Below are 21,252 nucleotides of genomic sequence, written 5' to 3' on the forward strand. Positions count from 1 at the left end.
GATGGTGTAGGTCTTTTTTGATATGAAGAAATGGTGGTTAATACTGGCGTTACTGCTAAGTAGCAGTATTCACGCACAAGAGATTGAGCTATCCGGCCTAGTCATGGATCGCACCCTAACTCGCTTTGGTAAGGACTTTGTCTTTTACTACTCAAGTTATTGGCGTGATGTACCACAGACAGGCGGGGTGAGCGTTGTGATTTATGAACAAGTCTATCCGCAAGCTGGCACCTATCTTTGGGTGGAGATAAATCAGAAGAAGATTTACCAGACCTATTTCGGCCGTCGCTATAACGATATCAAGCAAAAAGCTGAAACCGCGATTGTCATTTCGGTCAATCAACTCGCCCAGATTAAAGCCGACGCCATTACCGATGAACTGCTAAAACAAGGGTTGTGATCACATCATGAAAGCATTTCTTTTTACCCTATTTGCCCTGAGTATGTCTGCTCAAGCTACTGAATTAGTCTATACACCAGTCAATCCGAGCTTTGGTGGTAACTCGCTCAATGCCAACTTTCTGCTCAGCAAAGCCCAAAGCCAAAACAACCATACCGACGATGCTAACGAGTTGGGGTTTGAGGATCAGTTTCGTGCTGCATTGGAACGCAACATCATCAACTCTCTTACCCGCCGCATCTCCGATGGTGAACTGGTGGAAGGCTCTTATAACACCGGTGATTATCAGATCGATGTAGCAGGCGCTGGTGGCACTGGCGTAACCGTCACCATCACCAATCTCGCCACAGGTGAAGTCACCGTCATTACCATGCCATCTATGGGATAAGTACTATGCGTACCTTATTTTTACTTTGTTGCACAGCATTATTAGGTGGCTGTGCCGCATTTAACAACCCTCAACTTAACATTGCCGATGCGGAGATCGACCCGCCATCACGCGCAATGATTGAACTACAAAAAGAGCCTAAACCGCTGCACGCCATTCCCGTGTCGGTTTACGCGTTTCGCGATCAGACTGGCCAATATAAACCACAGCAAAACGTCAGTTCATTCTCTACTGCTGTCACCCAAGGTGGCACCTCAATGCTGACGCAATTGTTACTCGAGTCAGGTTGGTTTACCCCGGTAGAGCGCGAAGGCTTACAAAATTTACTGACTGAACGGAAAATCATTGGTGCCAGTCGTGAAAAAGGTAACGACCTGCCCAATTTGATGGAGTCTCGCATCATCTTTGAAGGGGGCATCATCAGCTATGAAACCAACGTTAACACGGGGGGAATTGGCTTAGGGTATTACGGTATTACCGCCTCGGAGTTGTACCGCGAAGATCAAGTATCGGTCTATTTACGCGCCGTTGATGTGTATACCGGACGAGTACTGCTGTCAGTGTCTGCATCTAAAAAGGTACTGTCGCAACAAGTTGACGCCAGTTTCTTCCGCTACGTCAGCCTCAGTCGGCTGGCAGAAGCAGAAGCTGGCTACACCACTAATGAACCGGTACAACTTTGCGTACGCCAAGCGATGGAAGCCGCCATCACTGGCGTTATCCATCAAGGCATTGAACGTGGCTATTGGCAAGCGAATGTAGCCGCAGAGGTCAAAGGTTAAATCACTGCTTGCGAAGCAAATTGGAACTGCTGCGCCCAGCGCAGCAGCTCCACGCGGTTGCGTGATTGCGTCTTTCTGAATATTGAAGAGAGATGCGCCTTCACCGTATGGGCACTGATATTTAAGTGCGTCGCAATCTCCTTGTTGCGCGCTCCCTCACCCACTAACTCGATGATGCGTTTTTCTTGCCGCGTTAACTGCATCAAGCAAGATGATGGTACGTCCTCATTGGCTTGGCGTTTAAACTTCAGCATTTTATCTAACAGTTTAGACAACTGCTCTCGGCCATAATAGAGCTCACCCTGCATTAAGATTTTTAGCGCATGCAGCACTTGGTCGAGTTGCTTGTCGGCACCAATAACGCCACGGATACCAGAGATTAACGCCACTTGTTGATCAACAATATGTTCGTCGACCCGGTAGAGAAAGACGGGAGCAAACTGTAATGCGTGTTTGACGACTATTGGCATAGTGTACTTATCAAGTCGCATGCCTTGAATTGAAATGGCTACCAAAGCGCCCTCGGTATCTAAAAGCGCCAACTGCTGATCATCCCGTATCACCTCTGTGATAAATCCCATGGATTGTGCCAGAAATGGTAACTGCCCAACGGTAGCACTTTCTGCTACTACGATTAATTTCTTAAACTCTTCCATGATTACCCCGAGTTTTATCTAGCTAATTATCCCTAAATCTCAGGTTTCGCCTTCCATATGCTTAAGGAAACCTGAAGGGGCATAAGTCTGACGAAATATTAACCTTTTTTCTACATTTTTGTACTAAGTTAGCCATTGGAACTAAGCCAAATGGGCTATATATCACTTAGACATGATGCCATTAACGAGTTAAATCGATGATGCGCACAGAAACAGCCAACAAACTGCGACATTTGTAAAAAAAATGATAATAAAAGATAGCAGCGTCAGTGTAGAGATGACTAATAAGGAGAAAGCAGCACTGCGATGAGACCAGCGCAGTGCTAAAGCGATGAGCAATTACCAGTTAAACGATACCGCAATCCCAGCCGCATCGCGGTCGACCCAAGGTGTTATTTGGACATTGTTATCAAACGCATCAGTGAAGAACCAGCCTGAAATAGAGCCAATCACCGCGCTGGCAGCGACATCGCCCCAATGGTGCTTGTCTGCCTCCACTCGACCATAAGCAGTTAACGCCGCCATACCGTACGCAGGGAAGCCATATTGCCAACCATAGCGTTTTTGCAGAGTAGTCGCCGCAGCAAATGCCATCGCGGCATGATTGGAAGGAAAGCTATCGTTATCGCTGTGATCTGGCCGTTGCTCATGGATCACTGATTTGGCCAACATGCTGGTGCCGGTTGCAACACCCACGCTGAGCCCAGCTTGTTTAACCCCTTGCCAATCGTCCTTATAAGCGGGAATGGCTAACGAGGCCGCTACTAATCCATAAGCGGTCACATCGCTGAAGGTATCCCAATTATCGTTGGCCTGAGCCGCAGTAGTCGTCAAAGCCGCAGCCAATAGTACTGTAGACCCCATTAATCCGCGGGTAACTCCGTTTATCATTTCACTATTCCTAAGTTGAAAATTATGGCGAGTTGCCTGTCGTTAAAGCACTTTGCGGGCCACACCTTAGCAAATACTTAAGGTGTGAGCGATAGCTTTGGTCGAACTGACTTATCAAGCCTAACTTGGGCGAAACTCATCGCGATGATAACGGTAGACTTGTAAAGAGAGTGGTAAGGTAACAGCGATGCTAAGATAGCAGAAGCGCTGAATTTGACGCGGTAAACAACGGGGAAATAGGAAGTTTGCCGCACCGACAAACTTCCACATGCAGGATTATTTTAGCTTGAGTAGGTAATCCACCAACGCCACGAATCGAGCTTCGGGCTCGGTTACACCGGCAAAGCCATCAAAGCGGAGCTGATATTTACCATTAACAATGAATACTGGCACACTTTTCAAGCCTAGCGCCTGCTGATCACGATAAGAGACCGACAGCTTATTCAATGTGGCATCATCATCCATCGCCTGCTCAAATTTTTTCGCATCGATGCCCTGTTTAGCCACATACGCTTTAATTTCAGTAAGATCGGGCAAACGCCGTTCCTCACTGGCAATCTGATGATAATATTCCATTAAATCATAGACTAACTTACCCTCCCCCATAGCTTGCAAGGCGTAATACACGTGGGCATCAAACACCCAGCGATCATTACCTAAACCGGGGCGACGGACAACGCTCACCTTTGGATGAGCGCTTTCAAACTGCTGCACCATAGGGTTCATAGCCCGACAATGCGGACAGCCCAACCAGAAATATTCCATCAAAAATGGCCCTTTAGCTTCGGGGGCTTTGATCGGCGCTTTAAGAACGGTGTAATCCACATCCGCTTTAAATTCATAGGTCTCAGCTTGCGCCAAGTTAACGCTGGCCAACCACGCCAGTACCACCGTAGCTAGCGCCAATAACTGCCGTTTCATCTTGTTAAAATTCCTTTAAAAAACATCGAATTTAATAGTGCCGAAATTCGCTAGACAAAGCTAGCCAACAAGCCACCGAGAAGTACTAGCTTTTCGTTAAAATTTGTTTAACTTGGCGAGGAGCTAAGCCATTTTTCCATGGTGAAATTGACCAACTGTTCACCGTTGCGTTCAACCACATTCTGCTGCCGCTGACGAAAGCCCTGCTTGAAGAAAAACGGCCGTGCGAGATAGGACGCCTCCACGTACAAACGTGGTAAAGCGAGCGCGATAGCATGTTGTTCAAGCACAGCATAAAGCGCACTAGCAATACCATAACGCTGGTAATTAGGAGCCGTGTACATGCAGTCGATATGACCATCATCGTCTAACTCAGCAAAGCCCACCACTTGCCCTTCTGCCAAGGCAAGCCAAGGTCGCTTTCGAGTTAGGCGTCGTTGCCACTTGGCATAGTCGATGGGATATGGCGCCCAAGCGTGCCGCTGAGCAGTTGAATAGACGACATCATCAATGCTATGCACTGCCGCATAAAATAGTTCGGCCACGGCAATAACCTCAGCTTGAATCACAGCAGACGTTGCCGAACTTAAACTGGCTGATGCGTCAGCACTCGCCGAATAACGCACAAGGGTGATGTCCATCAGTTGAAACCTTGTCGTAAGATCCGTTTGATTTTCGGGCGCAACAGCAACACCTCCAACAGATTGTGTACCGACCTTAACGCCGTCAATGCGCAGCCGATTAACGCGGCGCCCAACCACAGTAAGCCAATATTCACGGAGGTATTTTGCTGACAAAACATCTCGACAATGTCTGGTCGTGCCCACAGCGGTGCGACAAACATAAATACACAAATTAACAAGGTCAGAATTCGTAAGTGCCACAGCATACTCAAACGCGCCTCAATCACTAATCGGTCAATCTGGGTATCGTTTAAATACGCGCCTTGCGGCGTTTGATGTTTAACCCAATAAAAATGCTGCATAACAGGTGTCCGTCCTCCCTGACGTAAGTAGCTGGCGACATCGCTGATGCGGTATTGATGATAATTCAGTTCAATATACTTGCAACGCCGCCAGGAGTGTGCAGGCATTCTGCAAAAATTAGCGATAAATCAACATGTCATTGGCTAGCTAACGGCTGTTGACCGTTGCCATTTGATATAGGTGCAATAATTTGGTGCTGCTAGTGACACTTAGGCAACACAGCAAGCTAGATACACAAAGGTCAGCGTGGAGAGGGATGAACGTGTCGGGCTGAGACCGAGGTCAACAGCCCGCAAGAGCAGTTAACTCAAATTACTCCGCTTTACTAAAGAACAGCGTGACTTGGCCAAGGGTGACGCCCCACTTTGTGATTTTTGAAATATTAAACACATGCTTATCATCTTGGCGATACATCCAATCGTCAAAATGGACTTCCAGTTCATGCTCATCAGTTTTTAGCAAAAAGTCATAGCGCCAGCGCAACGCATTGCCGACCTCTTCACCTGCGGCAGTGCCGATAATATCGTCTGCGGTACCAAGATAACGGCCATCTGGCTGACGGGTGATAATCCACACGCGGGTAGAAGTTTCACCATCGTGATAACGAAAATCCTCATGTAGGGTGAGCGTATCGCCATTAACCTCGCCGCGGATCTTTACGTCAAAACGCCGAGTTTGTTTATTGGTGTAATCCTGCACCATACCCCACGCGGTTATATTCCCTTGAAAATAATCAAACAGCGCAAATTGCGGTGTACTAGCACGATAGTCGGTCAGGTCGGTACTGCAACTGCTCAGCAACATCACTGCGGCCGCGATCCCCCCTATTTTCCACCAGTCCCTGAAACGAATACGCATTAGCTTGCTCCTATGAGTTGTTGTCGTAATTTGGGATATTCAGTCTGCGGAGATAACCAGATGGCAATAAAAGCCTGATTCAATGCCGCCTCGGTAATCTGCCCTACCCGCTCGAACTGGTGTTGCCGCTTAGCTTGATAATAGAAGTGGCCACTGTTGCCAGCCGACACATATACCAGTTGATCCCCCTCAGTAACATTAGGAAAGATCGTGGCAAGTTGCCTTAGCCACGGCTCAATTTGCTCAGTGGTATAGCCCAATTTTTGCCATTGTTCGCGAGTAGCATCCAGCAGCTCTTGGGCGGAGATTTCACGTTGATAGCGGATCTGTAACGCCAACGGCGCTTGCAACCCCGCATATTGCCCAGATGGGGTGCGTAGCGTTGAATGATAAATATCAAACCATAGCCAGCTAAGACTCGCCTGCCCCACACTCGGCCATTGCGACCAAGTCGACGACGCTTGTGCCGACACCGCTAAGCTCATCAACAATGATAATAAGCCCACCGAGAACCCAAAAAACTTAACCTGCAGCTTCATCAACATTTCCCTCGTAACCACAACATAAAGGCCAGCAAGATGCCCCACTCACACAGCAATACCATGGCGGTTAAACTTTTACCAAACGGCAGCATCACGGCGTCGAGTTGTGCCCCAGCAAGATAGCTTAGTGCGCCAGCCAGCGCGGCTACCGGCACGCTCAGCAGCTTTGAGTGGCCTTGCAGCACCGGCAGTAACCACCAGCTGTACCAAGCAAACGCCAGCCACAACGCCATCAGCCAGATAGGCAACTTCGGGCTAGTAAATACCATCAGACCAGCCAATAAATTCACGCTATCTAACACGATGCCGAGTAACGCGATGCCTAAACACCACAACCAAGGTTGCCACCGCCATCGCAGAGTGAGCACACTCGTCAACAACACCAGTATCAACGTCCACCATTGCCAAGATTCACGTCCCAGCACCGCCAGAAACCATAAACTTTGGAACCATAGCGATGTCAGTAACAGGCCTTTCATCAACGAGCGCCTCAATGTAATGAATAGTCTTAGTAGCCATTTGGGCGAGTGATAAACACGCATTAACGCCGCCCAATGAAACTTTGGGTTGGCCTTATAGAAACGAATGTGAAGGGAAAATCGATCAGTTTTTCAGAGCAAGTACAGCGCTAGCACAATGTAAACACCTAAGTACCGTGGTGGTTATACTCCGCGAGCAGAGCCTAAAGTTGGCTTTCAATCGGTAACACCTGCAGTAGCCCCACCATAAACCGCTGCCACGCCGAGCTGTGCGGATCGCTATCGTAGCTGACAACTTGTCCTTGTTCGATGGTGGTCCAGTGCAGGTTGCCATCGGCATTGCGTTCAACGTGGTAGCTATTTTCCGGTTTGACACCGTCTTCCATAAACTCGGTCAACTGCTGTGCGAGTGCATCACTGTTGATGGCTAACACCGTTTCAGTGTTGATAAAGCTAGAGCGGGGGTCGAGGTTAAAACTGCCGATATAGACAGTACGGTTATCAAACACCATCGCTTTAGTGTGCAGTGCGGCGCGGGATTTTAACGAAACAATTTCCGTTCGGCGCGCCAAGGCATCCGGCCGTAACTCATACAAATTGGCGCCATTTTCGAGTAACTGTTCACGATGTTTAGCGTGGCCTGCATGTGCCGCGAGCACATCATTAGAGGCTAACGAATTGGTCAACACCCGCACACTAACGCCAGCGCTACTCAGCTGCTTTACCATTGCCATTGCCCGTTCACCCAACACAAAATAGGCTGATTCAATCAATAAGGAATGCTTAACTTGCTGTAGCTCTTGGTATAGCGCGTTGACGATTTTTGCCTCATCCAGCTGTGCCGGATCGTCCCAAATAAACTGACAATCGCCCCAACGTAACTGACCAACAATCTGCTGTAACTGATTGAACAACTCGGTGTAGTTGCTCGAAAGTGGATAGGGATAGTGATCTTGGCTTATTCGCTGACGCATCTGCAGCAACCTTTGTTTTTGCTCATCAACCGCGGGAAACTCCACCAGTGCGGAGATAGGCACAGACCATGTACCGTTCCAAAAATAGTCAAACTGTTCAGAGACTTTGCGTACCACGGGGCCCGCAGCCAATACGTCTAAGTCTCTAAAATTGGATTCCGGTGACACACTAAAATAATGGTCACCAATATTACGTCCCCCTACCACTGCAAGTGCGTTATCAATGATCATCGTTTTATTGTGCATGCGGTGATTCACTCTCTCTAAATCACCGAGAAAATCTGCCACATGGAAATCACGATTCGCGAACGGATTAAAAATGCGAATCGACACATTGGGTAGCGCATCTAATGCGACGAGCAGCTCATCACGCTCATGCAGATTATTGTCATCGAGTAACACGCGCACTCTGACTCCGCGCGCCGCCGCTCGAATCACGTTATCCGCCAGCAGCCTGCCAGTCGCATCCGCCTCCCAGATGTAATACTGCAGGTCTAGCGTCTTCTCCGCTAAGCCCGTCATCGCCACTCTGGCGGTGAATGCATCTGCACCGTTATCCACCAGAAAAAAGCCGGATTGCGGCGCATGTTGCACTGACACATCCGCCAGCACACGCCCAACCGCAGAGTGTTGGTAATCATTAGTGGCAAATGACGATGGCTTGTCTACATGTTCAGGAAGCGAGGAGCAACTGTTGAGCAGCGGCATAAGCAGCAGTAACAGCGCAATACGGAACAGAGGTGAGAGTGTCGTTGTTGAATACATGAGCTATCCATGGATGATGTTCAACTGCCTGTAACACAAGGTAACAACGACAAACCTTGCAGCGATTTTGCTAGCATAACGTTATTTCAACATACTGCACCGTTTTTGATCACACTTTGGCTGTTGATGGCAAAAACGATGCTGCTGCGTTGCGCCAAAAGCCGCTCTCACCATTCGGTGGTGTGCCACCACAGCGCATTATGCATGGCTCATCAGCCACTGCTCACATACACGCTATTGTCCGGCCGTCGTTACCGCTTAGGCCCAGCCATAACGGTTCCAGTCCACTAGAGGCATAGCATCACAGCGCTGACGACGTTAATTTTCCGTCGAATTGTCACAATGGTCAGCCATCATCTGTTCAAACTGCAATTTATAGAGATTATCATCCGGCAAGCTGACAATAAGCGGGGCATAAGCGTTATTCCACACCGTCGTCCATACACTACTAAGGGGATGTTCCGCGCCGAAATAGTGAGGGAAAATGATAAAGGGTGCGCCCAGATACGCCATCACCAGCACAGCCAGTGCAAAGACAGTTATAAGTAGTAGTTTTAACACACTAACTCCTTTTGTGTGTCACGGTTCCACAAGCATTCAACCCTTGAAAGCGCCGTGATGCCGCACATTGCATTAGCAAACTGACTCGCAGCAAGCGACTGTTTATCGTTGCAGTAAAGATGATGCCTCACCGCGGAAGTAAGTCATGTAAAACAGAAAGGTAGCTATGCTTGATAGGCTGTAATATGTTGGCAATTCACCGCCAAAACGCTTGTTCACTGCATAACCTAGGTGCTGATAAGCGACATCACCTCTAACCCTAACACTCAACAGCTGCGGTGTTATTCGATATTTATCACAAAGTGATATATCAACAGCTTAAGTCGTCCTAAGCGTTGCCAGCGATAGTTGGAAGTTACTGTCTTCATATAAAGTGGTAATTTCCCCGGTGGTGCCAACAAAAAAGGGACAGCGGCAGCTGTCCCTTTCACTTTGACGGTTATGTAGTTTTGCAATAATTGCAAATCATGCGATAGAGGCGGTCGCCGGCTTGGCCTCCTCTACGGCATTGCGTAAGCGCGCTTTCATTTCGCTATAGATCTGAGCTGCATGGTTTTCAGCCCAATGTTGATCTTCAATAGCAACAACTTTCACCGCGCAATATTTGGTTTCTGGTGTTGCGGTAACTGAGTCGACGTTATCTTGGGTTAACTCGTTACACGCGCCAATCCACCATTGATAGGTCATGTACACCGCATTGCGGTTAATACGCTCACTCACACTGGCACGACTGATCACTTTACCGCGGCGAGATTCCACCCACACCAGTTGCTGATCTTTAATCCCCAACACTTGCGCATCCGTTGGGTTGATCTGCACATATCCTGGTTCATCGGCTAAGGTACGCAACGCAGCACAGTTACCTGTCATGGAGCGGCAAGAGTAATGGCCGACTTCTCGCACGGTACACAGCACCATTGGGAAGTCTTCATCAATCACTTCACCCGGTTTACGCCATTGCGTTGCAAACAACTGACCTTTACCGGTAGGTGTGGCAAATTTATTGTCAGTGTACAGGATGGGTGTGCCCGGATGTTCTAGGGTTGGACATGGCCATTGTACGTGCCCCATTTCACCCATTTTGTCGTAGGTAACACCGTAGTAAATTGGGCACAGTTCACGCAGTTCGTCCCAAATTTCCTGCTCATCGTTATAGTGCATCGGGTAACCCATCTCGGTCGCAATTAAGGAGATGATGTCCCAGTCACGTTTAACGTTGTACTTAGGTTCAACGGCTTTGAAGAAGCGTTGGAAACCACGGTCACAGCAAGTGTAAACACCGCTATGTTCACCCCAAGAGGTCGATGGCAAAATCACGTCAGCGACTTCGGCGGTTTTAGTCATAAAGATATCTTGCACCACCAGCAGATCCAGCGCTTCAATACCTTTACGCACCATGCTCAAGTCCGCTTCGGTTTGTAGTGGATCTTCACCCATGATGTAATAAGCTTTGACCTTACCTTCCAGTGCCAGATGTGGCACTTCAGTAATTTTCACGCCGGGTTCTTTATCCATCTTGTCAGCATCGACACCCCAACGTTTAGCAAATTTCTCACGTACAGCAGCATCGGTTACTTTTTGATAGCCTGGGAACAGATCGGGCAGCACGCCCATGTCGCAGCCACCTTGTACGTTGTTTTGACCACGTACCGGAGCCACACCCGCGCCTGGACGACCGAGTTGACCCGTTAGCAAGGCCAGCGTAGACAAACTTTTAACGGTTTCAGTACCTTGACCAAATTGGGTTACCCCCATACCCCAGCAGATAATCGCCGTTTCGGCCTTGGCATAAGTGCGCATTGCTTGACGCACCTCAGCAGCAGGCACACCGGTAATAGGTTCGATTTTTTCTGGCGCGTAGTCTTTTACGACTTCCCACAAAGCATCAAAGCCTTCGGTGTAGTTAGCGACGTAATCTTTGTTATAAAGATTTTCTTCCAGAATGGTGTAAATGAAGGAGTTCACCATCGCCACGTTGCAACCGTTGTTCAGTTGCAAGTGTTGGTCGGCAATGCGGGCAGCTTCAATACGGCGTGGGTCACAAACGATGATTTTGGCACCGTTTTGTTTAGCTTTAACCACACGGCGCGCCACAATGGGGTGCGAGTCAGCACTGTTGTAACCGAAGATCAGCAAGCATTTAGACTTTTCCAAATCCCCCACTGATACGCTCATCGCGCCGTTACCTAAAGTGGTACGCAAACCCGCGACTGATGGGCCATGACACACACGAGCACAGCAGTCGACGTTGTTAGAGCCGAGCACTGCACGGGCGAATTTCTGCATCACAAAGTTGGTTTCGTTACCGGTACCGCGTGATGAGCCGGTGGTCATAATTGAACGAGGACCATATTTAGCTTTGATATCTGACAGACGATGCGCCACAAATTTGATCGCTTCGTCCCAGCTCACAGTTTCAAACGGTGCGCCTTTTTCGCGACGGATCATAGGTTCACGCAGACGTGGGGTGAGCAACTTGGTGTCGTTCAAAAAGTCCCAGCCATAGTAACCTTTGAGGCACAGCTCTCCTTGGTTAGTTTTACCATTGGCGGCTTCAACTTTGATGATTTTGCCATCATCTACCACCATCTGCATTTTGCAGCCCGCACCGCAATACGGACACACTACGGTTGCTTTTTCCATAAGTTCCTACCTTTTACGCGTAAACGTTGTGGGCACCGGCTTCAAGCGCGGTACGGCGACGTTTTTCAGCTGTCAGTTTTTCCAATTCAGCGCGATCAACACAATGCAGCGCTTCAGTTGGGCAGACCTCAACACAGGCAGGCCCTTCGGCGCGGGTATGGCACAAATCGCACTTGTGGGCTTGTGCCTTAGTGACTTGCACATTCACGGCGGCGCCAGTGTCACGTACGGTTTGGTAGGTTTTCACCTCCATCGCCCCGTAAGGACAAGCGACCACACAGGTTTTGCAACCGATGCAATGTTCTTGCAACACATGCACAAAGCCATTTTCAAGGCGGATCGCGTGGTTTGGACAAACATTGGCACAAGGAGCATCTTCACACTGACGACACGTCGCCGCGGTGGAGATATAAGCTCCTTTGATAACGTGAATACGCGGTGTGAAGTTAACTTCATTCAACGCGCTAACATCCCCATCAGAACGATGCGCCACAGCGCAGGCGACCTCACAAGTGCGGCAGCCGATGCACTTATTGGCATCTGCGAGAATAAATCGATTCATTGATCTTCTCCGTTTAACAAGCAGTTACTGCTTTGGTTCCTGCAGTTTCAAAGCACTTTGCTACACATTACTTCCGGCTTAGTAAGGCATAATCCAAGCCAACATTTTTATTATTAAAATTCATATAGTTACAAAAGAGTGTCGACATTAGCATCTTTTAACGGGCACAACTTTGATGTCGATTCGACAAAACTGACGAAAGTGACGTCACCACTGCTCCGATGTGTCGACCAGTTCCGCTATCTCACGCCAGCGGTTTTGTCGCAGCAGTTGCTCCAGTTGCGCTACCGCGTCAATCACCGCCGGTGACATGGGATAGCAAAATCCAACGATGTCTGGCTGAATGCCGAGCATCACCACCTCGTCCACCGCCTCTTTTAAGTCATCAATCAGATAATTCAGCGGCATCGAGTGCGTGCTCATCAGCATCATTTCGCTGATGCAGTCCGGGTCGACCGTGCGGATCTCGCCGGGGTTAAGCCCCATTTCGGTGGCGTCGATAACAATCAAGGTATGTGGCTTAAGTTCGCGAATGCGCACGGTTTCAGTTTCTGGCGCACTGCCACCATCAAGCACTAACCAATCGGACAGCGGTTGGGCGGCCAGCTTTTGCGCCAATAACGGCCCCGCGCCGTCATCCCCCATCATGCTGTTGCCAACACATAATATGATCTGGCGCGCAGTGGCGTTGTTGCTGGTGTTAGTCATTCAGCCTCCGCACAATCAGTTGGATCGCTGGTTCGTTCTGTATCATCTCCAGCATGGTCATGAGCTGATCACGCCAGTGCAAAAAGTCTGGCTCGACATCGTTCGCCATGGCCGCCAGCCCTTTAGCCAGCATCACCACATGGCTACTGTCGATAACGATCTCGCCATACTTGGGAATGCCGTCTAACTTGCGCCGCGCATCGTCATTAGGGATAAGCGTTAGCCACTCTAAATAACGTGGCAGCGGGCAGCTCATGGCGGGTTTGAAACAGTCGATCACCCCTAGGTGATGACCGATCGCCAAACCGTAATACACCAGTTGTTGGGTTTCCGGTTTGGCATCCTTGTCGTCAACAAACTTCTGATTCAGGATGAAAAAGGTGACTGTTTCACTCATGCGCGTAGCTCCTCGGTCACTTGTTGCAGATAGCCGAAAATCTCGCTCAACCGTGGGTCGGCTTGCTCGCCGAGATACTGCTTAAACGCCTCAAATGGATTGGGTGTCACTAGCAGATCCAGATATTGATTAGCGATCTGGCGGCCGTAGCGATAACCCGCTAGTTCGCGCGCTTTGCGTTCAACGGCTACGCGCAGCTGTGGTGCCACTTGAGGGTGCAGCAGTTGCGCGGGCTCACTATCAATAGCCGAAGGTTCGCGGGCATGAATTTTCTGCTCCAATAATCCGAGCGCCATGGCAAAGCCGTATAACGTCGCTTGCGGTGTGGGTGGACAACCGGGAATGTACACATCGACTGGCACAATTTGGTCAGTGCCGCCCCATACGCAGTACAGATCGTGGAAGATACCGCCACTGTTGCCACAGGCGCCGTACGACACCACGATTTTTGGATCAGGTGCCGATTCATACGCCCGCAGTGCAGGCACACGCATCGAACGAGTCACAGCACCCGTATACAGCAGAATGTCGGCGTGGCGTGGTGATGGCACCACTTTGATACCAAAACGTTCAGCGTCAAACAGCGGCGTAATACTGGCAAAAATCTCGATTTCGCAGCCGTTACAACCGCCGCAGTCCACCCGATAAACATAAGCAGAACGGCCGATATTTTTCAGCAATGCCGCTTTCATTTTGGCAATGCTTTCATCCACGGTCAGTGGCACTGGCATGCCATTGGCGTCACGGGTGTTTTGAATAGTCAGACTCATGATGCTTGCTCCCGTAACATACGACTGAGGGCAATCCGCTGCCCTTGGGTAATATTGTGCTGGCGTTTGCAGTGCGGGCAGGTATGTAGCTGCGCGTGCAGCTCGGCACTATCGGGATATTGTCCAGTCGCCAGTAACAACTGTTCGGCGTATTGCAGCTCTTTTTCCACCGCAAACGGCTTATCGCACGCAACACAATGTGCCAGCGGGAAGGCCGATTTCTGATACATATCTTCCTTGCGCCATACCGCCAGTTGTACCTCTTGGCTCAGCTCAATCGCCCCCGTTGGGCACACCTCTTCGCAGCGAGCGCAGAAGATGCAGCGGCCAAGAAACAGCGACCACTCCTGCATGCCCGTATCAAGATTAGTTTGCACTGTCAGCGCATTGGCTGGACAGGCATTCATGCACGCAGCACAGGCGATACACTGCGCCGGATTGTGCTCTGGCTTACCACGAAAGTTTTTATCAAAATCCGGCGCGGTCAGCGGGTCGGTGCCAGTTACTACGCCAACGCTCAGTGCTTTTTTTAAGAATTTCAGCATGTTTTGACTCCTTGGCGCGCTACTTTAGCGGTGAATTAGTGCGCTCGATGCCATAACGTTCCACCTCTTTATAAGGCACGGTTTTACTGGTGCGCTTATTCACATCGACGAAAGTGACGCGGTCGGTGCAGGAGTAACAAGGGTCGAGACTACCGATGATCAACGGCGCATCGGATACCGTGTTGCCACGCAACATGTAACGCAACGTGGTCCAGTTGGCATAGGTGGCGGCGCGACAACGCCAGCGGAACAGTTTCTGGTTATCGCCCGTCATGCTCCAATGCACATCATCGCCGCGTGGCGCTTCGGTAAAGCCAAGGGCAAACTTATGCGGTTTGTAGGTAAAGCCATCGCTTTGCAGTGGGCCACCGGGCAAGTTATCTAGGCCGTAGTCGATCATATTGAGGCTGGTAAACACCTCATTGATACGTACTTTCACCCGTGACAGCACATCGCAGCCCTGTTCACTGTGTACTTCCATCGGCAGCAAACCGTAACCCACAAATGCGTGGTCAAAACGGGCATCACGGGCGTGACCACTGGCGCGCACCATCGGCCCAACGTTACTGAAGTCGCGGGCGATTTGTGGGTCAAGCCGCCCCACCCCAACGGTACGTTGTTCCATGTTGGGTGTGCTCAGCAGCACATCGACTAAATCGTTCACTTCACGGCGCATCTCTTGCGCCAGCTTACGAGTGGTGATCATGTCGTCTTTCAGCAGATCGCGGCGCACGCCACCAATCAGGTTCAACCCATAGGTTTTACGTGAGCCAGTGAGTACTTCGGCCATCTTCATCGACACTTCACGCACGCGGAAGAACTGCATAAAGCCGGAGTCAAAACCGGTAAAGTGGCATGACAAGCCCAGGTTCAACAGATGGCTGTGCAGCCGTTCCACTTCCAATAGAATTGAGCGGATCATCTGCGCTCGCTCGGGCACGTTGATGCCGAGCGAGTTTTCCACCGAGGTGGAGTAAGCGGTGCTATGGGCAAAACCGCAGATGCCACAAACGCGGTCAGACAGGAAGGTGACTTCGTTGTAGCCCATGCGTGATTCAGCCAGTTTTTCCATGCCACGGTGCACATAGAACAAGCGATAATCGGCATCGACAATCCGTTCACCATCGACGAATAAGCGGAAGTGACCCGGCTCGTCCGACGTCACGTGCAACGGGCCAATCGGCACGATACGGTCTTTGTCGCTGCCCAGTTCATTCAAGAATGGGTAAGTTTCATCATCAGTAGTAGGCGCTGGACGTTGGCGATAATCCATGCTGTCTTTACGCAGCGGATAGAGATTTTCAGGCCAATCGTCAGGTAATACTAAGCGGCGTTCATCGGCTAGTCCGACAGGACGCAAGCCGTACATATCGCGCACTTCGCGTTCGCCCCACACCGCTGCAGGCACCCGTGGAGTGACGGCCGGATATTCCAAGGTGTTGGCGTCCACCAGCACTTTGACGGTGATCCAGCATTTCTCATGGGCTTCCATCGACAACACGTAATACACCGCATAGTGGCCGTTGAGTGTGCGTTCATCGTTACCAAACAGCACGCTGAGCCAACCACCGTGTTGGTAGTACAAGCTCTCAACCACCTCCGGCAACATATTGGTTTTGACGGTGATAGTTAGCTGATCCTCGGTTTGTCGTTCTTCTTCGAGGATGGCTGTTGGAAACTGCGCCCGTAGCTGCGCGATATAAGCGCCGCCGCGATTTTGGGCATTAGCAACAGTGGTTAGATTAGTCACGATACATCTCCTGCGCGGAAGAATGGGAAGAAGTGGCGGATGCCGTGGTGCTGTCGTCAGTGGCAGCGCCTGGCAGTTCGAGCGCACGCAGCTCATCAATGCCCGCCTGATCGCCATTTAGCACAATGGTGGTGGCTTGTTTCAGTAGTTGTTGTACAGGTTGTGGAATATGCGTGCCCATCAGCACCATTAACACCATCAGCACGGCCAGTGGCGCAGTGGTTAACCATCCCAGTTCGCCCTTGCTGACGTTATCAGGTTGTTTACCGAGTACGGACATCACAATCATGCGCACCAGCCCCGCCAGTACGATAGTCAGCAGTAGCAACAGCAAAATCACCAGCCACAAGTAGCCACCGCGAATACCGGCAGTTACCGTCATAAACTCACTGAGGAACAGGTTAAACGGCGGCATACCACCGAGCGCCAACGCGCCCCCCGCCAGCAGCGCACCAGACAGCGGCGCGACCCGCAGCAAGCCTTTAACAGCGTTCATATCACGGGTGCCATATTTCAGCAGTACGTTACCTGAACCGCAAAACAGCAAGGTTTTGCCCAAGCTATGGTTGAGGGTGTGCAGCATGGCAGCAAAGATGCCCAGTGGCCCACCAATCCCCAGTGCAACGGCAATCAAGCCCATGTTTTCCACACTGGAGTAAGCCAGCAGCCGTTTCATATCGCGCTGTACCAAAATCAAGAAGGCCGCCACAGCAACCGACAATAGGCCGAACACCAACAGCAAACGTTGTGGGAATTCAGGGCCGATAGCGGCGCTGATCAACATGGCGTAACGAATGATCACTAACAGCGCGCAGTTGAGCAGCACGGCGGACAGTAACGCCGAGGTTGGACTTGGCGCTTCAGAGTGCGCATCGGGCAACCAAGCATGCATCGGGAACAGACCCGTTTTGGTACCAAAGCCGATCAGAATGAAGATAAAGGCAAGGTGCATCAGGCTGCTATCAAGCAGATTGGCATGTTGCAGCACTTCACTCCAAAAGATGGCATCGCCCGGATTGGGCATCACGTTGGCGGCATTGGCGTACACCAGCACCGTACCGTACAGGCCAAAGGCCACCCCGACCGTACAGATGATGATGTATTTCCACGCCGCTTCCAGCGAGGATTGCTGACCGTATAAGCCCACCAAAAACGCCGAACTTAAGGTAGTGGCTTCAATGGCCGCCCACATCAAGATCAGGTTGTTACTGGTGATCACCAACAGCATGGTGAACAGAAACAGGTGGAAGAAGCCGTAGTAAGTGCCTAAAGATTTTAGGCTCACTTCACCCTCTTCCAACTCATGGTTCATATAACCGATAGAGTAAATCCCGGTGATAAAACCAATCACCCCAAGAATGGCGAGAAACAGCGAACTCAAGCTATCCAGATGCAGCCAGTTATGCCCAGCCAGTAGTTCGCCTTGCTGGTATACCGTCCACACGGCGTACAGCGAGATCAGCAGCAACAAACTGGAGCCAATCGTGTGTACCGCCGTCAATACTGGTCGAGCGGCGCCCACCAAGCGGCAGCCAAAGGCCACTAACGCTGTGAGCAATGGAATCGCCAGTAGGATGAGAAACAACATAAAAGTATCCATAGTCATCACCCTTTCAACGAAATCAGTTTTTGTACATCAAGGGTGTTCATTGTGCGGTAGATGCGCCGCGCCATCAGCGCCATGATGATCACTGCAAAGATGGCGTCAGTGGCGATACCAATTTCCACCAACTCCGGCGCTTTATAGGCCAGCAGCGCCAGCGTTAAATGCGCGCCGTTTTCCATCAGGCAGTAACCAAATACCTGCTTGAGAATGTTGCGTTGGCTAACAATGCACAGCAGCCCAATCAAGAAATGCCCCAGTGACACTGCCAGCACAGGTTTGAGGTCAGCCAACATCGGCAACTCAACCGGTGCGGTGGCAAAGTAGCTCACCAACACGATGGCGGCGGCAATCATCATCAGCAACGCCGTGCTGATAACGCCACCGTCAGCGTTAGGGTCGGCCATCTTGCGAAAGGCGCGATACATAATCAGCGGCACCAGCACCACCTTGGTAATAAAGGCGCTGATTGACCACATATACAGCTCGTGAGCATCAAACAACGAGGCAAGGCTCAGGAAAATGCCCACCAGCACCAGTGACTGCAGTGCATAAAGCCCCGCCGACACCGTAGGTTTTTTGGCGGCTATTACCATCATCGAAGTGACGATCATCAGCCCGGCCAGATTGTTGACAAGAAGTGTTCCAGTCATGGTGATTCCTCAATTTAGCCAGTTGGCTGCAATAACGCTGGATACCAGCGACATCACAATCAGCACTAACAACACCAGTTTCATCGACAGCGGTACCGGTTGCGCACTTGCCAGCTCAGGCGAAGGCTCTCCGGGCACGGTGCGACCAAACCACATCAATAACCAGGCGAAGCTAGCCACTGATTCAATCAATGCCACAATCAACAGCGGCATCAGCCACCAATGTTCACCAGTCAAACTAAAGCCCGCAGCAAACAGTGGGAATTTGCTGAAGAAGCCGTTAAACGGTGGCACCCCAGCAATCGCCATCGCCGCCACGCAGAAGCCAATCCCCAGCAGTGGCGTGCACTTCAACATGCCGCACAGTTTTGGCAGCATGCGAGTACCGCAGGCATAGCTGAGCGCCCCGGCCACCAAGAAGAACAAGCTCTTGGCGTAAGCGTGGTTGAAGATGTAGGCAACGCCCGCATCAAACGCCATCTTCGAATTGAAAGTGGACATGGATAACGCGAGGAAGATGTAAGACAGCTGCGCGATGGTGGAGTAAGCCAACAGGCGTTTCATATCCTTTTGGGGCAGATACATCAGGAAGCCATACACCATAGTGATCGTCGCCATCACCACCCCAACCACGCCGATTTCATGCGGTACCGAGTCAGATGACATAATGGCGCGGGCAAAGATGTACACACCCACTTTCACCATAGATGCAGCATGTAAGTAAGCACTCACAGGAGTGGGCGCTTCCATCGCATCTGGCAGCCACATATGCAGTGGCAGTTGCGCGGATTTACCCCAAGCGGCAAACAGAATACCTCCGAACACCACCAGCTTATCGGCATCGGTCAACTGCGCGATGGCGGTTAACTCAAAGGTGCCGGTTCTGGCAAATAACCATGCCGCCGCCAGATACAAACCGACTGAGGCGATGTGCGTCACAATCAAGGCTTTCAGCGCCGAGCGCAGTGATTTCGGACTTTGGTAATAACCAATCAAGCCCCAAGAACAACCACCAGTGATTTCGAAAAACAGCAGTTGGCCAAGGATAGTAGATGACAAAGTTAAGCCCGCCATCGCGCCGATAAAGATCAACAGCAGCGCGTAGTAACGGTTATTACCATCGTGGGGATGCTCGCGGTTTAGCGCAGTCAAATAACCGCAAGAGTACAAGCTGATTAAAAAGCCGAGCGATACCACCGCAAAGCCAATCAAGGTACTGACGCGGTCAATCACAAACCCGAAGATTTGGGTATGACCAAAGCTATACAGCGGAATAGTGACATCGGTTTTACCACTGCCCAAATAACTCAGTGCTAACCAACCCATGCCAAGGGTGGCCAACAACGCAAATGCCGTACAAAGCACTTTGGCATAACGTTGCGGCGATAAGGCGATCAGCAGCGCCCCGATAAAGGGCAGTAGCATGGTCGCAAGCGCAATAGTTTCCATAGAATGCTGGTCTCCTTACAACCCAGTGAGATAGAACACGAACGCCAGCACCGCGATGCCGAAGCCCAGCCAAGTAACGCGCCCTGTTAGCAAGAACCGGCCACGCGCTAAGGTGTTTTCAATCACCGACGCAATCACAAACATCAGCAGCAGTTTGAGTAAAAACGCCACAGTGCCCACAACCACGCTGACGACGCCGATATCTGCGGCTTTGCCAAAGGGCACGAAGATCGCTAAAAACAAGCCAGCAACCACCACCTGCTTGAGGCTAAGGCCCCATTTCACTAGGGCTAAACCTGAGCCTGAGTATTCAGCCAACGGGCCTTCTTGCAGCTCCTGCTCCGCTTCGGCTACATCAAATGGGATTTTGCCCATCTCAATAAAGGCCGCGAAGGCACAAGCAATCAGCGCCATAGCGGTGGCGGTGGGTGCATGCCAATGTTCTGCCGCAAAGCTGCTGCTGATATTGCCGATATTGGTTGAACCCACAATCAGTGCGACCACCAGCAAACTCAGCATCAAAATCGGTTCCACCAACACCCCAAGCGTTAACTCGCGGCTAGCACCAATACCTGCAAAGGTGCTGCCGGAATCCAACCCAGCAAGTGAAAAAAAGAAGCGAAAAATAGCGAACATGTACACCACAGTGATTAAGTCTGCCCCGGCCGCAATCGGCGCTGTTTGGCTAACTAATGGCAGTGTTGCCCCAACGGCTAACATGGTGCCAATCAGCACAAACGGCATCACTCGGTAGATGTTACCGCTGCAGCTTGGTGCGACTTCTTGGCGCGTCAGCAATTTGAAAATATCGCGGTACTCCTGCAACACACCCGGTCCTTGACGCGAATGCATTTTGGCGCGAATGACGCGAGAGACACCGGAGAACAGCGGTGATACCGCCATCAGCAGTACCGCTTGCAGCAATCCGGCCAGCAGCGTTACCACAAAGGAACTTTGAGTCATCATCAT

The 21,252-nt window shown here is 50.7% G+C and carries 24 protein-coding genes; 3 read left to right on the forward strand and 21 right to left on the reverse strand.

Annotated features, from left to right (window positions below; genetic code table 11):
- The first annotated feature begins 22 nt into the window (after window positions 1–22).
- The 3 genes from ACN0TT_RS00700 to ACN0TT_RS00710 are packed head-to-tail and all read left to right on the forward strand — an operon-like array spanning window position 23 to window position 1,570.
- Window positions 23–400, forward strand: a complete 378-nt coding sequence (locus ACN0TT_RS00700) for a curli production assembly/transport protein CsgE (RefSeq protein WP_417760231.1) — start codon at window positions 23–25, stop codon at window positions 398–400.
- A gap of 7 nt (window positions 401–407) precedes the next feature.
- On the forward strand, window positions 408–788 hold the full coding sequence (locus ACN0TT_RS00705; RefSeq protein ID WP_417760232.1) for a curli assembly protein CsgF: 381 nt from the start codon (window positions 408–410) through the stop codon (window positions 786–788).
- 5 nt (window positions 789–793) lie between these two features.
- On the forward strand, window positions 794–1,570 hold the full coding sequence (locus ACN0TT_RS00710) for a CsgG/HfaB family protein (protein ID WP_417760233.1): 777 nt from the start codon (window positions 794–796) through the stop codon (window positions 1,568–1,570).
- On the opposite strand, the gene ACN0TT_RS00715 is transcribed toward ACN0TT_RS00710, so the two are convergent.
- The 21 genes from ACN0TT_RS00715 to ACN0TT_RS00815 form a co-directional block, all read right to left on the reverse strand.
- On the reverse strand, window positions 1,567–2,226 hold the full coding sequence (locus tag ACN0TT_RS00715) for a response regulator transcription factor (protein ID WP_417760234.1): 660 nt from the start codon (window positions 2,224–2,226) through the stop codon (window positions 1,567–1,569). The genes ACN0TT_RS00710 and ACN0TT_RS00715 overlap by 4 nt on opposite strands.
- Before the next feature lie 339 nt (window positions 2,227–2,565).
- Window positions 2,566–3,117: a phosphatase PAP2 family protein gene (locus ACN0TT_RS00720; RefSeq protein ID WP_417760235.1), complete on the reverse strand. Its 552-nt coding sequence runs from the start codon at window positions 3,115–3,117 to the stop codon at window positions 2,566–2,568.
- Window positions 3,118–3,393: 276 nt separating this feature from the next.
- Window positions 3,394–4,038 carry a DsbA family protein gene (locus tag ACN0TT_RS00725; protein ID WP_417760236.1) on the reverse strand — a complete coding sequence of 215 codons (645 nt, stop codon included), beginning with the start codon at window positions 4,036–4,038 and terminating at the stop codon, window positions 3,394–3,396.
- A 107-nt stretch (window positions 4,039–4,145) separates the two neighbouring features.
- Window positions 4,146–4,679: a GNAT family N-acetyltransferase gene (locus ACN0TT_RS00730; protein ID WP_417760237.1), complete on the reverse strand. Its 534-nt coding sequence runs from the start codon at window positions 4,677–4,679 to the stop codon at window positions 4,146–4,148.
- Window positions 4,679–5,023 carry a hypothetical protein gene (locus ACN0TT_RS00735; RefSeq protein WP_417760238.1) on the reverse strand — a complete coding sequence of 115 codons (345 nt, stop codon included), beginning with the start codon at window positions 5,021–5,023 and terminating at the stop codon, window positions 4,679–4,681. The genes ACN0TT_RS00730 and ACN0TT_RS00735 overlap by 1 nt, the downstream gene beginning before the upstream one ends.
- A gap of 313 nt (window positions 5,024–5,336) precedes the next feature.
- A complete protein-coding gene (locus ACN0TT_RS00740; protein WP_417760239.1) occupies window positions 5,337–5,882 on the reverse strand; it encodes a DUF3833 domain-containing protein in 546 nt (181 codons plus the stop codon).
- Window positions 5,882–6,421, reverse strand: a complete 540-nt coding sequence (locus ACN0TT_RS00745) for a chalcone isomerase family protein (RefSeq protein ID WP_417760240.1) — start codon at window positions 6,419–6,421, stop codon at window positions 5,882–5,884. The genes ACN0TT_RS00740 and ACN0TT_RS00745 overlap by 1 nt, the downstream gene beginning before the upstream one ends.
- Window positions 6,421–6,903, reverse strand: a complete 483-nt coding sequence (locus ACN0TT_RS00750; protein ID WP_417760241.1) for a DUF2878 domain-containing protein — start codon at window positions 6,901–6,903, stop codon at window positions 6,421–6,423. The genes ACN0TT_RS00745 and ACN0TT_RS00750 overlap by 1 nt, the downstream gene beginning before the upstream one ends.
- A 203-nt stretch (window positions 6,904–7,106) precedes the next feature.
- Window positions 7,107–8,642: a phospholipase D family protein gene (locus ACN0TT_RS00755; RefSeq protein ID WP_417760242.1), complete on the reverse strand. Its 1,536-nt coding sequence runs from the start codon at window positions 8,640–8,642 to the stop codon at window positions 7,107–7,109.
- Between the two features lie 318 nt (window positions 8,643–8,960).
- Window positions 8,961–9,203 (reverse strand): hypothetical protein, encoded by a 243-nt coding sequence (locus ACN0TT_RS00760; RefSeq protein WP_417760243.1) that lies wholly within the window; start codon window positions 9,201–9,203, stop codon window positions 8,961–8,963.
- Window positions 9,204–9,668: 465 nt separating this feature from the next.
- On the reverse strand, window positions 9,669–11,846 hold the full coding sequence (gene fdhF, locus ACN0TT_RS00765; RefSeq protein WP_417760244.1) for a formate dehydrogenase subunit alpha: 2,178 nt from the start codon (window positions 11,844–11,846) through the stop codon (window positions 9,669–9,671).
- 13 nt (window positions 11,847–11,859) lie between these two features.
- Window positions 11,860–12,408, reverse strand: a complete 549-nt coding sequence (gene hydN / locus ACN0TT_RS00770; RefSeq protein ID WP_417760245.1) for an electron transport protein HydN — start codon at window positions 12,406–12,408, stop codon at window positions 11,860–11,862.
- A 207-nt stretch (window positions 12,409–12,615) separates the two neighbouring features.
- Window positions 12,616–13,116 (reverse strand): hydrogenase maturation peptidase HycI, encoded by a 501-nt coding sequence (gene hycI / locus ACN0TT_RS00775; protein WP_417760246.1) that lies wholly within the window; start codon window positions 13,114–13,116, stop codon window positions 12,616–12,618.
- Window positions 13,109–13,513 carry a formate hydrogenlyase maturation HycH family protein gene (locus ACN0TT_RS00780; protein WP_417760247.1) on the reverse strand — a complete coding sequence of 135 codons (405 nt, stop codon included), beginning with the start codon at window positions 13,511–13,513 and terminating at the stop codon, window positions 13,109–13,111. Before ACN0TT_RS00780 ends, hycI begins: the two co-directional genes overlap by 8 nt.
- Window positions 13,510–14,283 (reverse strand): NADH-quinone oxidoreductase subunit B family protein, encoded by a 774-nt coding sequence (locus ACN0TT_RS00785; RefSeq protein WP_417760248.1) that lies wholly within the window; start codon window positions 14,281–14,283, stop codon window positions 13,510–13,512. The genes ACN0TT_RS00780 and ACN0TT_RS00785 overlap by 4 nt, the downstream gene beginning before the upstream one ends.
- Window positions 14,280–14,828, reverse strand: coding sequence for a formate hydrogenlyase complex iron-sulfur subunit (locus tag ACN0TT_RS00790; protein WP_417760249.1), 549 nt, complete (start codon window positions 14,826–14,828; stop codon window positions 14,280–14,282). The genes ACN0TT_RS00785 and ACN0TT_RS00790 overlap by 4 nt, the downstream gene beginning before the upstream one ends.
- A 19-nt stretch (window positions 14,829–14,847) precedes the next feature.
- Window positions 14,848–16,578 carry an NADH-quinone oxidoreductase subunit C gene (locus ACN0TT_RS00795; protein ID WP_417760250.1) on the reverse strand — a complete coding sequence of 577 codons (1,731 nt, stop codon included), beginning with the start codon at window positions 16,576–16,578 and terminating at the stop codon, window positions 14,848–14,850.
- Complete coding sequence (locus tag ACN0TT_RS00800; protein ID WP_417760251.1) at window positions 16,571–18,166, reverse strand: hydrogenase 4 subunit F; 1,596 nt, start codon at window positions 18,164–18,166, stop codon at window positions 16,571–16,573. The genes ACN0TT_RS00795 and ACN0TT_RS00800 overlap by 8 nt, the downstream gene beginning before the upstream one ends.
- A gap of 17 nt (window positions 18,167–18,183) precedes the next feature.
- Window positions 18,184–18,834, reverse strand: coding sequence for a hydrogenase 4 membrane subunit (hyfE, locus tag ACN0TT_RS00805; RefSeq protein WP_417760252.1), 651 nt, complete (start codon window positions 18,832–18,834; stop codon window positions 18,184–18,186).
- 9 nt (window positions 18,835–18,843) lie between these two features.
- On the reverse strand, window positions 18,844–20,283 hold the full coding sequence (locus tag ACN0TT_RS00810) for a hydrogenase 4 subunit D (protein WP_417760253.1): 1,440 nt from the start codon (window positions 20,281–20,283) through the stop codon (window positions 18,844–18,846).
- Between the two features lie 15 nt (window positions 20,284–20,298).
- The gene (locus ACN0TT_RS00815) at window positions 20,299–21,246 is read right to left on the reverse strand and encodes a respiratory chain complex I subunit 1 family protein (RefSeq protein ID WP_417760254.1); all 948 of its coding nucleotides are present in this window, start codon (window positions 21,244–21,246) and stop codon (window positions 20,299–20,301) included.
- Window positions 21,247–21,252 lie beyond the last annotated feature (6 nt).

The sequence above is a fragment of the Shewanella sp. genome (assembly GCF_048265805.1).
Classification (GTDB): Bacteria; Pseudomonadota; Gammaproteobacteria; order Enterobacterales; family Shewanellaceae; genus Shewanella.

Coding starts and splice junctions, on each gene's coding strand:
- ACN0TT_RS00710 (WP_417760233.1), top strand. CDS start 794: ATGCGTACCTTATTTTTACTTTGTTGCACAGCATTATTAGGTGGCTGT.
- ACN0TT_RS00750 (WP_417760241.1), bottom strand. CDS start 6,903: ATGAAAGGCCTGTTACTGACATCGCTATGGTTCCAAAGTTTATGGTTT.
- ACN0TT_RS00785 (WP_417760248.1), bottom strand. CDS start 14,283: ATGAGTCTGACTATTCAAAACACCCGTGACGCCAATGGCATGCCAGTG.
- hyfE (WP_417760252.1), bottom strand. CDS start 18,834: ATGACTGGAACACTTCTTGTCAACAATCTGGCCGGGCTGATGATCGTC.
- ACN0TT_RS00730 (WP_417760237.1), bottom strand. CDS start 4,679: ATGGACATCACCCTTGTGCGTTATTCGGCGAGTGCTGACGCATCAGCC.
- ACN0TT_RS00700 (WP_417760231.1), top strand. CDS start 23: ATGAAGAAATGGTGGTTAATACTGGCGTTACTGCTAAGTAGCAGTATT.
- ACN0TT_RS00780 (WP_417760247.1), bottom strand. CDS start 13,513: ATGAGTGAAACAGTCACCTTTTTCATCCTGAATCAGAAGTTTGTTGAC.
- ACN0TT_RS00810 (WP_417760253.1), bottom strand. CDS start 20,283: ATGGAAACTATTGCGCTTGCGACCATGCTACTGCCCTTTATCGGGGCG.
- ACN0TT_RS00790 (WP_417760249.1), bottom strand. CDS start 14,828: ATGCTGAAATTCTTAAAAAAAGCACTGAGCGTTGGCGTAGTAACTGGC.
- ACN0TT_RS00740 (WP_417760239.1), bottom strand. CDS start 5,882: ATGCGTATTCGTTTCAGGGACTGGTGGAAAATAGGGGGGATCGCGGCC.
- ACN0TT_RS00745 (WP_417760240.1), bottom strand. CDS start 6,421: ATGAAGCTGCAGGTTAAGTTTTTTGGGTTCTCGGTGGGCTTATTATCA.
- ACN0TT_RS00720 (WP_417760235.1), bottom strand. CDS start 3,117: ATGATAAACGGAGTTACCCGCGGATTAATGGGGTCTACAGTACTATTG.
- ACN0TT_RS00755 (WP_417760242.1), bottom strand. CDS start 8,642: ATGTATTCAACAACGACACTCTCACCTCTGTTCCGTATTGCGCTGTTA.
- ACN0TT_RS00705 (WP_417760232.1), top strand. CDS start 408: ATGAAAGCATTTCTTTTTACCCTATTTGCCCTGAGTATGTCTGCTCAA.
- ACN0TT_RS00725 (WP_417760236.1), bottom strand. CDS start 4,038: ATGAAACGGCAGTTATTGGCGCTAGCTACGGTGGTACTGGCGTGGTTG.
- ACN0TT_RS00815 (WP_417760254.1), bottom strand. CDS start 21,246: ATGACTCAAAGTTCCTTTGTGGTAACGCTGCTGGCCGGATTGCTGCAA.
- ACN0TT_RS00715 (WP_417760234.1), bottom strand. CDS start 2,226: ATGGAAGAGTTTAAGAAATTAATCGTAGTAGCAGAAAGTGCTACCGTT.
- fdhF (WP_417760244.1), bottom strand. CDS start 11,846: ATGGAAAAAGCAACCGTAGTGTGTCCGTATTGCGGTGCGGGCTGCAAA.
- ACN0TT_RS00800 (WP_417760251.1), bottom strand. CDS start 18,166: ATGTTGTTTCTCATCCTACTGGCGATTCCATTGCTCACAGCGTTAGTG.
- ACN0TT_RS00735 (WP_417760238.1), bottom strand. CDS start 5,023: ATGCAGCATTTTTATTGGGTTAAACATCAAACGCCGCAAGGCGCGTAT.
- hydN (WP_417760245.1), bottom strand. CDS start 12,408: ATGAATCGATTTATTCTCGCAGATGCCAATAAGTGCATCGGCTGCCGC.
- hycI (WP_417760246.1), bottom strand. CDS start 13,116: ATGACTAACACCAGCAACAACGCCACTGCGCGCCAGATCATATTATGT.